The sequence below is a fragment of the Mesorhizobium sp. WSM4846 genome (assembly GCF_055811415.1).
Map to the genome: position 1 here is coordinate 22,835 of NZ_JBVVPZ010000057.1, position 14,541 is coordinate 37,375.

Here is a 14,541-nt window from a genome sequence, read left to right on the forward strand (position 1 = left end):
CAGCGGGTTGCGCCGCCTGTTCAGACTGCGTAATCCCAGGCGAACTGGTTATCGATGTGTGCCATTGGGGTGGCGGCGGCATCCTCGTGCACGTCGGCTACGACCGCCTTTGACTTGTCCCAAATGATGTTGTTGGGGTTGCCAGCGTTGGTGTAGCTCGAGTTCAGGACACTGACCCCGCCGGAGCTGACATTCCAGATCAGTCCATTCGACGAGGAAGCCCCGCGGCCTTGGTCGGCGTTGATACCGTCGAACGACCTCGTATCGTCGAAGGTAACATCGCTCGCGTAGGACGAGAACGCGCCATTGCCCTGATGGATGGCGTCAACGTTCTGCACCCTGCCGCCGGTCGATCCGTTCTCGAACATCACGCCGACGCCGGTCACGGAGTTGTTACCGTCGATCACCCCGTTAGAGATCGTCGTATTCGGGCTACCATAGACCGAGACGATGTCCTCAGGATGCGAGTTGGCGGCGTCGTTGACGGCATAGAAGTCGGTCAGCGAACTATTGCCCGAGTTGTTGAACTGGACGAACTGACCGCGCGGGAAGGGGCCATGGAAGTCGTAGCCATCGACGTGCGAGAGATTCGCACCGGGCGAGTCCACGAGATAGATACCGGTCGAGCCTTCCCGCACCGTGGTGTTTTGAACGGTCAGGTTCGCGGCGTTTTCTGCCCTGATGTTGATGATGTCCGGGCTCGTCTCGGCGTCGATTCCCGCCGGCGGGTCGGCGTTGATGACCTCGGTGTTCTCGATGGTGACGCCGGTTGCGCCCGATACCGACACCCCGTCGCCTTCGGCGTGATGAATACGAACATTGCGCAGGATGACATTGTCGTGCGTAATCGTGACTGCGTCCCCGTTGGTGACGTAGATGTCAAGATTTTCAATCACCTGGCCATCGTACTCCGATTGGATCGGTGTGGTGGTGTGGGTAAGACCCTGGGCCGGCTGCGTGGATGCCGTCGGCGCGGAAGCGGTGGAAGTGGGAGCCTCGGTCGTCACGGTCGATGTCGGGCTTGACGCGGCTGTCTCCGTCGGCGCGGAAGCGGTGGAAGTCGGAGCCTCGGCCGTCACGGTCGATGTCGGGCTCGACGCGGCTGTCTCCGTCGGCGCGGAAGCGGCGGAAGTGGGAGCCTCGGCCGTCACGGTCGATTTCGGGCTCGACGCGGCTGTCTCCGTCGGCGCAGAAGCGGTGGAAGTGGGAGCCTCGGTCGTCTCGGTCGATGTCGGACTCGACGCGGCTGTCTCCGCCCTCGCGCGTAAGTTGTTCAACCGTTCCGAGTGTTCCCACTGTATTCCATTTTCAGAATTCATCCATTTCATGTGCTTCATGTGCTTCTCCAGTTAAAATATGAATTCGCTATAAGTATCACTAAGGACACCCATCGACGATAAACGATATTTTATCGTCTTAACGAAACTCCGCTTATACAACCAGAAATTTCGTCTGGTAATATAATGCTAACCTTCATGTTCAGAATACGGCGTGGATAGGGCTATACTGAGACTCTCCCGGGTGATCGGCGCTGCGTTCAAGCCTGCGCCTACGTCGGATTGCAAACGTCGCCTAGTACTCGGATCACGCGTGACCCTACTCCCGAGCAGCAGGGGACAAGGTCATGCATGCTAGGCGGCCAACGGCACGGCTCGAAACAGGTGATCTACGAGAGCTATCCTGAACTCGGCTACAATTACCGCCTGACGGACCTGCAGGCTGCCATCGGCGTGAGCAACTGCAACGGCTTCTCGCACTCTTCACGCGGCGGAGGCAGCTTGCGGCGCAATAAGGTGAGCGCCTTCGCACAGCAACTGGCAAAGCTTGCTACGTGGACGACCTGATGCACGGCTTGACGCGCCAGATGAATTAAGACGCGAACATCGACCAAGCCGTCAATCTTGGCAATCGTATCGAGGTAACCATAATCGGAACTGGCCGCCTCATGTTTTTCTTTCATCGGCCCGCGGGAAGCCCCGGTAACCCTGGCGGCCGCGCATCGGCGCCACGATGGCCGTCGCCCGTAGCGGCTGAAAACCAGGGCTCGTGCCCTTCCCCAAGGCCTCAGGTTTGAGAAATCCGGATGGGCCACGACGATGCTGCCCTACGCCTAATGAGGGGTGTTTTGGCGTAGGGTTTTCCTAAAGAATATGCGGTTGGCGTGTGGGCTTGGACTCGGACCAATTGCCTCGGAAGGGTCGCTCAATCTGCAGTGTAAGCAGGCTCGGGGAAGGTGTATCTGCCAACCCATCTTATTGCCTCCTCTATCGTATCGAAATTCTTGTGCTGCCCGCTTAGCAGCCCGAAGCCCGTCTCGAGAAACCATTTGCCTTTCGTCGAGTAGGCTTCCTCGTCGATCTGCGTGAGGACCGCCACCAGTTGGTCGCACTTCCACACCAGAACCCCCGATTCTCCGCCCTCGACCGTTCCGATCCGCACTTCGCTAAACGAGAATCCAGAAGTAATTTTTGCTTTGCCCACTTTGATAAAGCCCTCAACTTCAAAATGGCAGTAACACTGGTGGGGTCCCCCTCATGCGCCCCTGCGATGCCGTCTCCACCGCGCTACCATCGCCGGGGGATGATTTGAGCGTATGGTTTGAGCGTATGGTTCTAGATAGCGGCGACCATATCAGGGCGAAGCTTTGGCAAAAGCGAATGCACCAGCCCGAATGATTATATATTGTAAGACGGCTGAGTTGCCATGTCGCTCCCCGACGGGGCATTGCCGGATGCGGGAGTAAGCATGCCATGGTTCATCGCCCAAACTGCAGCCTGTGTACGGTTGCGGACCCGGATCTTTCGGAGGATGGCCTTGACGTGTACCTTCACCGTAGCTTCGGCAATGTCGATCTCGCGCGCGATGGCTTTGTTAGACTCCCCTTCGATTAAGCGGCGTAGAATACAGTTTTCCCGATTTGACAAAATTGATAGTTCATGATCCTCATGCTCCACGTTAACAACCACCTTTGTTAACTCATCAGCTGCGCCAGGTTTCAGATCATGCCTTATTTCTTGAATAGCCGTTGAAGTTTCGGCAGGTAACACCGTCTGCCCTAGCATAACCAATTCCAGAGCTTTGATGAAGGTGTCGTAAGCAGCGACTTTTATCAAATACCCGTCTGCCCCCGCACGAAAAGCTGAAACTATATCGGTCGATCGACAGTGATCGGCTAACGCGACGACATGGCTGGTCGGATAAATCGCTTTGAATTCTGCAATTTGAGCGAAATTAGCATCCGCATCAGTACCGCCGACATCTATGATGAGCAAGATGGACCGGTGCTGGGCTAGCGGCTTCTCCAGAAGATCGTGAACACAAGCCGCAGAGAAAAGGACACGAAACTTTGTCGCATCCAGGATTCGACTAAGGCCTTCTCGGAGTAACTCGCTCGGCCCGACAAGTACTGTTGTAAAGGATTCTCCTGTCATCATTGCCTCCCGCTTCGGCGCGATCGAAGTACACGCGTCGAGTAGAGCACTCCACGCCCCAACTGCACTCGATGCCCTCGGATTGAGTCTCTTGCAGTTCCTCACTCCCTCCTGGCGAGAACAGGTTGGGCAGTGTAAGGACTATTTATAAGTAGTCACTAACATAGGTTGCTTTTTCGTTAAATTTCGCCGCAAACCGACGTAAAGCTAGAACCCCGGGGCGGCAATCTGCCTGAAGACGCAGGGATGTTACGGGTTAGCCATCTCAAGCCGCTGGTAGTCGAACGACGATCGGGTAGTGCCTGCGGCGATTGCAACGATAGAGGAGGATTCCTGAAGGTGGAGGTTGGCGTGGTCAGGTCTGCCGCAGTGTGTCAGGCACCTGCACGTATTCGGCAGCACTCTCTCGTCGCGCGATAGGCCGTGTCGCCGTCATGATGATCGGACCTTTCTGCATATTGCTCAACACGAACGAGGTTGAGTTTCGTTCGGCCCGTCCTTCACCGCAAGCCGGATGCGGATATCGTGTGGTCGAGATAATATCACTGCCCCGCCAGGCCGCGCACGACCAGTCGTCCCGAAAAACTTGGCTGGAACTGTTCCAGCGACGGCCGAGGGGTCGTCTTCCGGCAGAGAATTTGCTAATGGCCCATGCGTTGCCGCGCTAGGAGATAGCCGTTACCTGAGATACTCGTTGTCGAATCCGATTATTTCGACCAGCTCCTTGCGGTTGATCACCTTTACATGGCCGCCCCTGAACGAGACGAGATCGGCCTTTCGGAGTTCCCTCAACGTTCGGTTGACGTGAACGGTGGTCATTCCGAGGATGTCAGCAAGTCGTATTGCGTAAGGGGAGACTCATATCTTCCATAGGCCGACAAGCAAACCAGCAGTAGCGCTCGACCATTGAGCTAGCGAGCCGGCCGCCAGTCCGCGATTTGCCATCTTGGCCTGCTCCGATTTGGATTCCCTGCTAGCTACTAAACAATTCCCTGTTAGTACGTGTAGGGAATTTGGCGCTAAAGCATTGAATCTGCGCAGCGATTTCTTATTGAAAATTGGGTCAGGCCCTCAAAAAACCTCGAAGTTCACTGTTTTTCGGCGCCTATCAGGGAAAATTGGACAGAGACCGGTTCGCCAGAGACTGCGACAACCACCATTTTGTTTGTTATCAATGGGTTATAATGGGTGCTGCCAAGCCGATTTGGCAGCATTTGGCAGCGCCCCGGCAGCAACGAAAAAGGGCGGCTCGCGCCGCCCCGGTTTCTTTGCTGACGATCCGCAGCGGCGGCGGCGCTGCCGCCGGCGATCATGGTAAGCCTCAAGCCGCTTTGTGCCCTCGACGGCATGCCCAGCGTGATCGCCTCGACGGTCACTTCGTTGTGATGGCGTCTGGCGCGAACCGATCGGTCCCCTAGCTTGGTGCTGATCCGATCACCCTAGTTTTGGTAACCGCTGTAACAAATCCGGAGGTACAGCATGGCAGAATTGAGCCGCAGTCAAGTTCCGGGATCCACGAGATCGGGCATCTCTCGTCGGACGTTCCTGAAGCACGGTGGCACCTCGGCCGTAGGGGCGGCGTTGCTGGAAGCAGGGGCGGCGCAGGCAGCCGTTGATGGTTCTATGCAGGACGATGCCAACGAAGTGCTTGGCCCTGGTCTGATCCCGATCGATCTCACGATAAATGGACGACGGGTCCCGGTGCAGGCGGAACCCGCCACCACGCTGGTCGACGTCCTCCGCAATCACCTCGGCCTGACCGGCACCAAAATCGGCTGCGATCGCGGAGCCTGTTCTGCCTGCACGGTCTGGCTCGATGGTCAGCCTGCCAGCAGTTGCATGACGCTGGTGCTCGACGCCCGGGGCAGGAACATCACCACGATCGAGGGGCTGGCCAAGGGCGGCAAGCTTCATCCGGTGCAGCAGGCGTTCGTCGAGCACGACGCCCTTCAATGCGGATTCTGCACGCCCGGAATGGTAATGAGTTGCGCAGCGCTCATAAATCGTAAACCCGACGCCGGCATCGACGAGGTGAAGGCCGCGATAAGCGGTCACCTGTGCCGCTGCGGCACCTATCCGAACATCTTTGCGGCAGTGCTCGCCGTCGCCGGCGAGAATCGGAGGAGGGGCACCTGATGGCTACCGAAAATCAGGCACGGGCCGACCGGCCTTCGTTACGGTCCCAGTCCTTGCTCTACGGTATCGTCGGGCAGGAGATGAGGCAGGTGACTCGGCAGGTGCCGGACGATGAGCCGCCGCAGTTGCCAGTGAACGCCGAACTGCGCTCCATCGGCAAGTCGATCCCGCGGGTCGATGCCCTGCAGAAGGTGACGGGCGCGGCGAAATACACATTCGACGTGCAACTGCCGGGAATGCTCTACGCACGACAGATCGTCTGCCCATGGCCGCATGCCAGGGTGATCTCGATCGACACCTCGGCGGCTGAGCGTTACCCCGGCATCCGTGCTGTACATGTGCTCGAGACACTGCTGCAATCCGCCAGGCTTCGCGATCCGGACGCCGAGGCCCGCAACAAATACCCGACGGTCCGCTTCGCCGGCCAGACCGTTGCCGCGGTCGCCGCCGAGACGCAGCGGATCGCCGACCAGGCGGCGAAGCTCGTCAAGGTCGAATACGAGCGCTTGCCGCATGTCACTGACCTCGATGCTGCGATGGACGATGAGGCACCAATCGTCTTTCCAGGACCGGTCGAGCAGCCATCGACGGCCGGCGGCGGCGGCGCACCGGAAGGCTTGCCGCAGAAGGGCAATGTGCGCGGTCCCAACTTCGGCATGCCGGGTATGACGCCCACGGGCGATATCGACCAGGGCCTGGCGGAGGCGGACGTGATCGTCGAGGCCGAATATCGCACGCAGGTTCAGACTCATGTGCCGATGGAAACACATGGCATCGTCGCGGATTGGCAGGATGACGGGCTGACCATTTATGCCTCCACGCAGCACACGCACAGCGTGCGCGATGAGGCCGCCGAATATTTCGATCTGCCCAAGAGCAAGATCCGGGTAATCAGCGACTTCACCGGCGGCGGGTTCGGCGCCAAATATGGGATCAACAATTTCGGCCTCCTCGCCATTCATTTGTCGCAAAAGGCCGGCGCGCCCGTGCGCATGATGCTGGACCGCCGTGAAGAGCATGTTTCGGCGGGCAATCGCCCCAACAGCTTGCAGCGCGTACGGATCGGCGCCAAACAAGACGGCACCCTTACCGCCATCGACGTCATAAGCTGGGGCTCCGGCGGCATCGCTGGGGGCGCCGGCATAGGCTTCTGCTACAATGCGCTATATCCGTGCCCGAACATGCGCACCGAGCAGTATGACGTGTTCACGAATGCCGGCCCGTGCGCGGCTTTCCGCGCACCCGGACAGGTGCAGGGCATCTTCTCGCTCGAGCAGGCGATGGACGAACTCGCGGATCGGCTGCAACTCGACCCGCTGATCCTGCGCGATCGCATCGACACAAAGCCCACCGACGATATGCTTGCACGGGCGCATGAACGCAAGGTCGCGGCCGAGCGGTTCGGCTGGGGCCGCCGGCGTCGGCCGAACGCCGACGCCGGGCCGATCAAGCGGGGGATTGGCATGGCGCAGGCGCAGTGGGTGTATGTCGTCAGCCCTCCGACGACGGTGGAGGTGCGGGTCGCCGATGACGGGTCGGTCTCCGTCTACAACAGCACGCAGGATGTCGGCACCGGCACGCGGACTGTGCTTGCCCAGGTGGTTGCAGAGGAGTTCGGCCTCAATGCCAAGGACATCGGCGTCTTTATCGGCGACACGCGGTTCCCGTGGGGACCGCCGTCCGGCGGCAGCCGGGTGACTGCGTCGGTGACGGCGCCTGCCCGCAATGCGGCCTATGCGGCGGCACGCGACCTGGCCGCGCGCCTCGCGCCGCTTTTCGACGACGCCGATCCCGATGACATTTTTTTCGCCGACGGCAAGGTGGGCGTCCGCGGCAAGGAAGGGGCCGCAAGGCCGCTCAAGGATGCAGCCAAGGAAGCCAAATTCGGCGAAATCTCGAAACTCGCCAAGCGGCACGACGACTATGAGGGATTTGCGGTGCCGGGAGAGCTCTCCATCAGCCGGCATGGGCTGGGCGGTGTCCAATTCGCCGAGGTGGCGGTCGATGTCGAGACCGGCGTGGTCAAGGTCGAGCGCATCGTCGCTGCCAGCGATTGCGGCAGGCCGATCAACCCCAAACTGGTCGAGAGCCAGGTGATCGGCGGCATCATCCAGGGTGTCAGCTACGCGATCTACGAGGACCGCATCATGGACGCGGCGAGCGGCCATCAACTCAACGCCAATGTCGATCAATACAAGATGGTCGGATCACGCGAGACTCCGGCGATCGAGGTGCTGCTCATGGAGCAGATCGGGGCGCAGTCGTCGACCGACGCACGAGGCATCGCCGAGGCAAGCAATGTGGCGACCAGCGCCGCGATCGCCAATGCATTCTACAACGCCACCGGAAAGCGGATCCGCACTTTGCCGATGAACCCGGCAAATGTGCTGGCGACGCTCAGCGCCTGAGATCGGCCAGAAGGAGTCCATCATGGCCATGAACAGCTTCGAATGGGTGGACGCCACGACGGTCGAGCAGGCAGCAGGTCTGCTTGCCGAAAGCACCGAGCAACGCCCCGTCATCGCGAAGGCGGGCGGGATCGACCTTCTGGACTTGATGAAGGAAGGGATTCTAGCGCCGATGCGACTCGTAAATCTGAAGACCATCCGCGGTCTCGACGAAGTCGACACGGAAAACGGGCTGTCGCTCGGCGCGCTTGTGACGCTGGACCGCATCGACAACGATCCACAGGTCCGCGCGCGCTACTTGGCGCTGTCGGATGCTGCCGGACATGCGGCGACGCCGCAGGTCCGCAACGCCGCAACGATCGGGGGCAATCTGCTGCAGCGGCCGCGCTGCTGGTATTTTCGGCACGACCATTTCCATGGCGAAGGTGCAGATGAGATGGGGAGCAGGGGCGCTGACGAGAACCAGCATCATGCGATCTTCGACAACGACAAAAACGCGATGGTCCACGCCTCGACGCCGGCGACGGCACTGGTCGCTTATGATGCAACCGCCGAACTTGCCGGCGGCGCCAACGGCTCACGCGTCGTGAAGCTCTCGGATTTCTTCTTGCCACCCGAAATGCAGCGCGCTCACGATGCCAGGATCGAGACTGGCGAGGTTATGACGCGCGTGATCGTTCCGCCGCTGAACGCCGGGGCGAAGGCCGCCTACCGCAAGCAGACCGAGCGCGACAGCTACGACTGGCCGATCTGCGATGTGGCGGTGGTGCTGACGATGGAGGGCCAGACAGTGCAAAATGCTTCGATCGTCATGGGATGGGTCGCACCAACGCTTCGCCGCGCCGTCGAAAGCGAACGTCTCCTCATCGGCAACAGGCTTACCGACGGCTTGGCGCGACAGGCGGCCCGTGCCGCGGTGGCCGGCGCTACGCCGCTGGCGAAGAACGGCTATAAGGTGCCAGTGCTGGAGACGGTCGTTCGCCGCACGATCCTGGCTGCTGCCGCGGGCTAGCTGGGGCCGTCCAAAATGGGTTCGGCAACGTCGCAGCCACACGCGGCGCCGGCAGTCTGCCGACGGTTGCGCTCCAAGGGCGCACCCGGGACAGGTTACGGGAGCGGCGTCGACTTCAACGCAGGCTACAGTTCGACCGCAACATTCTGGTGTACCGCCACGGCCGGCGTCGTCGGGCCTGATGACTCCTACGTCCATCCGCACGTATGCATAGGCGATCGGATATGCTTCCTGAGTCCTTCAGAGCAGGATCGAGCTTCGTGACATTGGCGGAGAAGGCGACAACCAACTGTTGTGGGTTCGATTAACTCTGGGGTAGCAAGTCGTCTCTCTGTGAGCGCCGTGACGACGGTTGGCACGCGGCTCACGGCAACCGGCCATTGAGCGTGCACGGTGCCACCAGAAGTGAATTGCTCGACGTTGCCATCAATCGCGGAGCAATACGGAACGATGCGAGAGGGTTTTTCGAAACTAAACTAGCCCATGAAAAAACCCGCCGGTCCGGCTTCAGCCTGAACCCGGCGCCTCATCGGCTCGGCGTCTACTCGGCTGCGCCGCTCTCGGAAGCCAGGGTCGGGCCGGCTTCAGGCCGCCTGCGCCGGAATGTCCTGCGCAGAGCAACGTAGAAGACCGGCGTCAGGAAGAGGCCGAACAACGTCACGCCCAGCATGCCGGAGAACACGGCCGTGCCGAGCGATTGGCGCATTTCCGCGCCAGGCCCGCTGGCGATCACCAGCGGCACCACGCCCAGGATGAAGGCGAATGCCGTCATCAGGATCGGCCGCAGCCGCAGCCGGCAGGCCTCGACAGCCGCCTCGACGGCGTCAAGGCCGCGCTCCTCACCTTGGCGCGCGAACTCGACGATCAGGATCGCGTTCTTCGCCGCCAGGCCGATGAGCACGATCAGCCCGATCTGCACGAGGATGTTGTTGTCGAGACCGCGGAAGGCGACGCCCAAGAGGGCGGCCAGCACGCTGAGCGGGACGATAAGCACGATGGCGAAGGGCGTAATCCAGCTTTCGTATAGCGCGGCGAGCACCAGAAAGACGAACAAAACCGACAGGCCGAAGATGAAGACTGCCGTGTTGCCGGTCTGCCGCTCCTGGAAGGCGAGTTCAGTCCATTCGAAGGAAGTGCCCTGCGGCAGCGATTCGGCTGCGATCCCCTCCATCAGGTCGAGCGCCGTGCCCGTGGCGACACCCGGCGCTGCATTGCCCTGAAGCGGCACGGAGACATACATGTTGTAGCGTTGCACGAGCGAGGGACCGGTGATGTCGCGGATCTCGACCAGTGTGCCGAGCGGCACCAGGTCGCCGGCCGCCGAGCGCACCTTCAGCTTCAATATGTCGTCGCGATCGATGCGGAAAGCCTGGTCGGCTTGCGCCCGCACCTGGTAGACGCGCCCGAAGGCATTGAAATCGTTGACATAGGCGGTGCCCAGATTGATCGACAGCGTCTCGAAGATGTTGGGGATCGGCACGTTCAGCATGCGCGCCTTGTCGCGGTCGATCGCCAGGAAGAATTGCGGGCTGGAGGCCGAGAAGGTGGTGAAGACGCCCATCAACCCGGGCGTCTGGTTGGCCTTGCCGGCGATCTCGTTGGCCAGCGCCAGAATCGGCCGCATGTCGGCGCTGTCGCGCTCCTGGAGCATCATCTTGAAGCCGCCGGAGTTGCCGATGCCCCGCACTGGCGGCGGCGGCAGCGCGATGATGAAGGCCTCCTGGATGCTTTGCAGGCTGCCAAACAGCGTGCCGATGATCTTGTCGGAAGTATCGCCGCTCTCGAGCCGTTCCTCGAAGCTCTTGAAGGGCGCGAAGATCACACCGGAATTGCTGGCGTTGGTGAATGTCGCGCCGTTGAATCCTGCGAAGGCGACGGCGTTGGCGACACCCGGCGTCTCGCGGATGATATCCGACGCCTTCTGGATGATTGCGTCCGTTCGGGCGAGCGAAGAGCCCTCCGGCAATTGCACGACGACGATCGCATAACCCTGGTCCATGTTCGGGATGAAGCCGCGCGGCACCGTCTGCAGCATGTGATAGGTCGCGTAGAGCAGGCCTGCAAAGACGAGCAGCATGGCGGCAAGCGCCAGAGTCGTGCCGACCAGTCTGTGCACCAGCCACGCATAGCCGTCCGCCATCTTGTCGAACCCGTTGTTGAACCCGTTCGCCAGAGCGCGGCCGAACCTTGCCAGGAAGAAGTTCGAATGTTCCTCGCTGTGCGGCTTGAAAAGCACGCCAGCGAGAGCCGGCGAAAGCGTCAGCGAGTTGAATGCGGAGATCGCGGTGGAGACCGCGATGGTGATGGCGAACTGCAGGTAGAACTGGCCGGAAATCCCGGGAATGAAAGCCGCCGGAACGAAGACGGAGATCAGCACCAGCGAGATCGCGAGGACCGCGTTTCCCACTTCATCCATGGTCTTGTGCGCAGCGGCGCGCGGAGCGAGCCCCAGCCGGATGTTCCGCTCGATATTTTCCACAACCACGATGGCGTCGTCGACAACGATGCCGACCGCCAGCACCAGCCCGAACAGAGTGAGCATGTTAAGCGAGAAGCCGAAGGCGAGCAGCACGGCAAGCGTCCCGATCAGCGAGACCGGTATCGCCACGATCGGCACGATCGCCATGCGCCATGACTGCAGGAACACGATGATGACGATCACCACCAGCAGGATCGCCTCGGCGATGGTGACATAGACCTCGTTGATAGATTCGGCGATGAACTCGGTCGGATTGTAGATGATCTCGTAGGCCAGCCCCTCCGGGAAATCCTCCGAAAGCTCCGCGATGGTCTGCTGGATTTCTTCCGCCGAGGCCAAGGCATTGGTGCCCGGCCGCTGGAAGATGCCGAGCGCCACCGCCGCCTTGTTGTTGAGATAGGAATTGGAGACGTAGTCCCTGGCGCCGAGCTCTATGCGCGCCACGTCCTGCAGGGAGATCAAGCGGCCGTCCTCGGTCGACTTGACTATGACGTAGCGGAAGTCGCGTGCTTCTTCGAAGCGCCCTTGCGTGGTGACCGTATACTGGAAGGCCGAGCCGTCGCCAATCGGCGGCGCGCCGATCGAGCCGCCCGACACCTGGACGTTCTGGTCGCGCAGCGCCTGGACTACGTCGCCTGCGGTCATGCCGTAGGCGGACAGCTTTGCCGGGTCGAGCCAGACGCGCAGCGAATATTCGCGCTCGCCGAAGATCTGCACGTCGCCGACGCCGTCCAGTCTCAGCAGGACGTCGCGCACGCGCGAACGCGCATAATTCGAGACGTAGAGCTGATCATACGTGTCGTCGGGCGACAGCATATGGATGACCATCATCAGGTCGGGCGAACTTTTCGCCGTGGTGATGCCGAGCCGGCGCACCTCTTCCGGCAGGCGCGCTTCGGCGATCGAGACGCGGTTCTGGACCAGCACCTGCGCCGCGTCGAGATCGGTGCCGGGGCGGAAGGTGATGGTGAGCGACATCGAGCCTTCGCCGGAGGAATAGGACGACATGTAGAGCATGTGCTCGACGCCGTTGATTTCCTGTTCGATCGGCGTTGCCACGGTCGCGGCGACCGTCTCGGCGTCGGCGCCCGGATAGGAGGCGCGCACCACGATGGTCGGTGGCGCGATTTCGGGATATTGCGCGACCGGAAGCTGCGTATAGGCGATGCCGCCGACGAGCACGAGCACGATCGACAGCACCACCGCGAAGATCGGGCGGTTGACGAAGAAATGGGCGAAGTTCATTGCGTCTGCCCTTCGGCTTCAACCTTGGGCGGCAATTTGGTCATCTCGGGCTTGACGGTGACGCCCGGCCGCACTCGCACCAGCCCGTTGACTACCACAGTCTCTTCGCCGGTGAGGCCCTCACGGATAACGCGATAGCCGTCGATGCGCGGGCCGGTGCGGACCGGCTTGGCCGAGATCAGGCCTGCCTCGTCGACAACGAAGACGATCCGGCGGTTCTGGTCGGCGCCAATCGCCTCGTCAGGCAGAAGCACGCCCGGATGCGGCAGCGAGCCGGGCACGTTGATGCGGCCGAACATGCCCGGCTGCAGCACGCCGTCCTTGTTGTCGAAGCGCGCCCTGGCCCGCATCGTGCCGGTAGCTTCGTCCAGACGGTTCTCGGCGAAGTCGAGCTTGCCCTTGACCGTCGCTTCATCACGGTCGGCGACACGGACAATAACATCGACGCCGCCGGCGCCCTCCTGCATGACGCCGCCGCGCTCGCGGGCGTCGCGCGCATAAGCGAAGTAGCTCCGCTCATCGATGTCGAAATAGAAGTCGATCGGGTCGATCGAGACGATGGTGGTCAGCACGGTCTGGTCGGCCTGCACCAGATTGCCCGGCGAGATGAGCCGGCGGTCGACCCGGCCGGAAAACGGCGCCTTGATCTCGGTGAATTCGAGATCGAGACTTGCGTTTTCAAGTGCCGCCTCCGCGCCGTCCAGTTGCGCTTGGGCGGCGAGATATTCGCGGCGGCGGTCGTCCAGTGTCGAAACCGGTATGTTGCCTTCGCGCGATAGAGTCTCGGCGCGCTCGAACTGCATCTTGCTGAATTCGACCAGGGTCTTGGCCGAGTCGACCTGCGCCTGCGCCTGGTTCAGCGCCGCCTTGAACGGCCGCTGGTCGATGGTGAACAGGAGGTCGCCCTGCTTGACCAGCGTACCGTCCTGGAAATGGACCCGGTCGAGATAGCCGCCGACGCGGGAGCGCAGCGAAACCTGGTCGACGGCTTCGAAACGGCCGACGAACTCATCGTCCTCGACGATATCGCGCACCAGCGGCTTGGCTACCGTGACGACGGGCGCGGGAGGCGCTTCCTGCGCCTGTGCGGCCGGGGCCGCGAGCAAGCCGAGCGCCGCGAAGGCCGCGGCGGCGAGCCATTTTGCAGGGACGTTTCTGCTGGAGGAGGCGGCCAGAGAATCGTGGCGGAGGCGTGCAGCGTGAACCATGGTTACCCCTCGTAATCGGTCCTTCATGCGAAGTCCGTAACATCTAGGCAGCGGGTGTGCCGCACAAATCAATTTTTTGTACTGACCACCACAACCGACAGCTTGCTATTGAACAAACATCGAACATCGTCAATCTTGACAAGGAAGCGGCTAACCGCGGAGCGCGAACGCACATCTCGCGTTTATCCGCTGCGTAGCATCGCCATGCGCTCGAGCTAAAGCGGATCTGACAAGCCATTGCGCATCCCGACGTGCGGCGGTTGTGTCGGGAGGAACAGGGCCGCTCCCGCGTTGAGGTCCGACCTGCTTCTCATTCTGCGGTTATAGGCGGCGATATAGGCTTCGATTAAATCGGCAGATTGGACATTTGCTACACTCCGAAAACGCTATTGCACCACCCGCAGGGCATTGGGACGTGACAACCGCACGTCCGCTCGTCTCCTGCAGTTTGAAAAAAGATCGTCGATAAGCGGCGCATGTATCGCGCGAACCGGTCAAGCACCTTATCGGAAGCGTGCTGCTGTGGTGCGGGCGATTTCAATCAATGGTCGTGTCCCACCGCGTGGTGTAGGTCGGCGATAGCGAAGCCGCTCGCGAGCGCCCTCAACAGCGCTGTAGCGAG

The 14,541-nt window shown here is 61.2% G+C and carries 12 protein-coding genes; 5 read left to right on the forward strand and 7 right to left on the reverse strand.

What is annotated here, in order from left to right; genetic code table 11:
- Window positions 1-20: 20 nt before the first annotated feature.
- Window positions 21-896 (reverse strand): right-handed parallel beta-helix repeat-containing protein, encoded by an 876-nt coding sequence (locus tag AC0L15_RS30130; protein WP_287062373.1) that lies wholly within the window; start codon window positions 894-896, stop codon window positions 21-23.
- Here AC0L15_RS30130 and AC0L15_RS30135 point away from each other — a divergent pair.
- Complete coding sequence (locus AC0L15_RS30135) at window positions 877-1,353, forward strand: hypothetical protein (protein ID WP_287250489.1); 477 nt, start codon at window positions 877-879, stop codon at window positions 1,351-1,353. The two genes, AC0L15_RS30130 and AC0L15_RS30135, sit on opposite strands and share 20 nt — an antisense overlap.
- A gap of 275 nt (window positions 1,354-1,628) precedes the next feature.
- Window positions 1,629-1,844 carry a DegT/DnrJ/EryC1/StrS family aminotransferase gene (locus AC0L15_RS30140; RefSeq protein WP_287342021.1) on the forward strand — a complete coding sequence of 72 codons (216 nt, stop codon included), beginning with the start codon at window positions 1,629-1,631 and terminating at the stop codon, window positions 1,842-1,844.
- Between the two features lie 358 nt (window positions 1,845-2,202).
- Here AC0L15_RS30140 and AC0L15_RS30145 read toward each other — a convergent pair whose 3' ends face one another.
- The 4 genes from AC0L15_RS30145 to AC0L15_RS30160 form a co-directional block, all read right to left on the reverse strand.
- Window positions 2,203-2,481, reverse strand: a complete 279-nt coding sequence (locus AC0L15_RS30145; RefSeq protein ID WP_206072727.1) for a hypothetical protein — start codon at window positions 2,479-2,481, stop codon at window positions 2,203-2,205.
- A 194-nt stretch (window positions 2,482-2,675) separates the two neighbouring features.
- Window positions 2,676-3,431: a LuxR C-terminal-related transcriptional regulator gene (locus tag AC0L15_RS30150; RefSeq protein WP_287250492.1), complete on the reverse strand. Its 756-nt coding sequence runs from the start codon at window positions 3,429-3,431 to the stop codon at window positions 2,676-2,678.
- A gap of 678 nt (window positions 3,432-4,109) precedes the next feature.
- Complete coding sequence (locus AC0L15_RS30155; RefSeq protein WP_287250495.1) at window positions 4,110-4,250, reverse strand: helix-turn-helix domain-containing protein; 141 nt, start codon at window positions 4,248-4,250, stop codon at window positions 4,110-4,112.
- Window positions 4,251-4,519: 269 nt separating this feature from the next.
- Window positions 4,520-4,744, reverse strand: a complete 225-nt coding sequence (locus tag AC0L15_RS30160) for a hypothetical protein (protein WP_287250498.1) — start codon at window positions 4,742-4,744, stop codon at window positions 4,520-4,522.
- A 166-nt stretch (window positions 4,745-4,910) separates the two neighbouring features.
- Between AC0L15_RS30160 and AC0L15_RS30165 the strand changes: the two genes are divergently transcribed.
- From AC0L15_RS30165 to AC0L15_RS30175, 3 genes are read left to right on the forward strand one after another with little or no spacing between them, the layout of a single operon-like run.
- A complete protein-coding gene (locus AC0L15_RS30165) occupies window positions 4,911-5,567 on the forward strand; it encodes a (2Fe-2S)-binding protein (protein ID WP_128246328.1) in 657 nt (218 codons plus the stop codon).
- Window positions 5,567-7,975, forward strand: coding sequence for a xanthine dehydrogenase family protein molybdopterin-binding subunit (locus AC0L15_RS30170; RefSeq protein WP_287250502.1), 2,409 nt, complete (start codon window positions 5,567-5,569; stop codon window positions 7,973-7,975). Before AC0L15_RS30165 ends, AC0L15_RS30170 begins: the two co-directional genes overlap by 1 nt.
- A 22-nt stretch (window positions 7,976-7,997) precedes the next feature.
- The gene (locus AC0L15_RS30175; RefSeq protein ID WP_287250505.1) at window positions 7,998-8,987 is read left to right on the forward strand and encodes an FAD binding domain-containing protein; all 990 of its coding nucleotides are present in this window, start codon (window positions 7,998-8,000) and stop codon (window positions 8,985-8,987) included.
- A gap of 541 nt (window positions 8,988-9,528) precedes the next feature.
- Here the strand turns inward: AC0L15_RS30175 and AC0L15_RS30180 are convergent.
- Window positions 9,529-12,711: an efflux RND transporter permease subunit gene (locus AC0L15_RS30180; protein WP_473497989.1), complete on the reverse strand. Its 3,183-nt coding sequence runs from the start codon at window positions 12,709-12,711 to the stop codon at window positions 9,529-9,531.
- Window positions 12,708-13,919 carry an efflux RND transporter periplasmic adaptor subunit gene (locus AC0L15_RS30185; RefSeq protein WP_287250509.1) on the reverse strand — a complete coding sequence of 404 codons (1,212 nt, stop codon included), beginning with the start codon at window positions 13,917-13,919 and terminating at the stop codon, window positions 12,708-12,710. Before AC0L15_RS30185 ends, AC0L15_RS30180 begins: the two co-directional genes overlap by 4 nt.
- Window positions 13,920-14,541 lie beyond the last annotated feature (622 nt).

Coding starts and splice junctions, on each gene's coding strand:
- AC0L15_RS30135 (WP_287250489.1), top strand. CDS start 877: ATGTCAAGATTTTCAATCACCTGGCCATCGTACTCCGATTGGATCGGT.
- AC0L15_RS30140 (WP_287342021.1), top strand. CDS start 1,629: ATGCTAGGCGGCCAACGGCACGGCTCGAAACAGGTGATCTACGAGAGC.
- AC0L15_RS30150 (WP_287250492.1), bottom strand. CDS start 3,431: ATGACAGGAGAATCCTTTACAACAGTACTTGTCGGGCCGAGCGAGTTA.
- AC0L15_RS30155 (WP_287250495.1), bottom strand. CDS start 4,250: ATGACCACCGTTCACGTCAACCGAACGTTGAGGGAACTCCGAAAGGCC.
- AC0L15_RS30160 (WP_287250498.1), bottom strand. CDS start 4,744: ATGATCGCCGGCGGCAGCGCCGCCGCCGCTGCGGATCGTCAGCAAAGA.
- AC0L15_RS30165 (WP_128246328.1), top strand. CDS start 4,911: ATGGCAGAATTGAGCCGCAGTCAAGTTCCGGGATCCACGAGATCGGGC.
- AC0L15_RS30170 (WP_287250502.1), top strand. CDS start 5,567: ATGGCTACCGAAAATCAGGCACGGGCCGACCGGCCTTCGTTACGGTCC.
- AC0L15_RS30175 (WP_287250505.1), top strand. CDS start 7,998: ATGGCCATGAACAGCTTCGAATGGGTGGACGCCACGACGGTCGAGCAG.
- AC0L15_RS30180 (WP_473497989.1), bottom strand. CDS start 12,711: ATGAACTTCGCCCATTTCTTCGTCAACCGCCCGATCTTCGCGGTGGTG.
- AC0L15_RS30185 (WP_287250509.1), bottom strand. CDS start 13,919: ATGGTTCACGCTGCACGCCTCCGCCACGATTCTCTGGCCGCCTCCTCC.